At 71.0% G+C, this 300-nt stretch carries 1 protein-coding gene; it reads right to left on the bottom strand.

Annotation, left to right across the window (positions count from 1 at the left end):
- Positions 1-300 (bottom strand): NAD(P)/FAD-dependent oxidoreductase (locus K4B79_RS47535; RefSeq protein ID WP_232033715.1); only part of this gene is annotated, 300 nt, incomplete at both ends.

Here is a 300-nt window from a genome sequence, read left to right as displayed (position 1 = left end):
GCTCCGAGCCGTGCGCGGCCTCCACGACGGTGCCGCAGCGCACCGAGATGTTGGGCGACTCCTCGATCTGCTGGATCAGGTAGTGCGACATCGAGGCCGCCAGCGATTCCCCGCGCACCAGCAGGGTGACCGACTTGGCGCCCCGGGACAGGTACATCGCCGCTTGTCCGGCCGAGTTGGCGCCGCCGACGATGTACACGTCGTGGCCCTGGCAGGAGGCCGCCTCGGTCAGCGCCGAACCGTAGAACACCCCGCAGCCGGTCAGGTCCGAGGTGCCCGGCGCGTCGAGCTGCCGGTACG

The organism is Streptomyces lincolnensis (assembly GCF_021173675.1).
In the GTDB taxonomy this organism is placed as follows: domain Bacteria; phylum Actinomycetota; class Actinomycetes; order Streptomycetales; family Streptomycetaceae; genus Streptomyces; species Streptomyces lincolnensis_B.
Note: the sequence above shows the minus strand (reverse complement) of the source record. Positions and strands in the feature narration are given on the sequence as shown.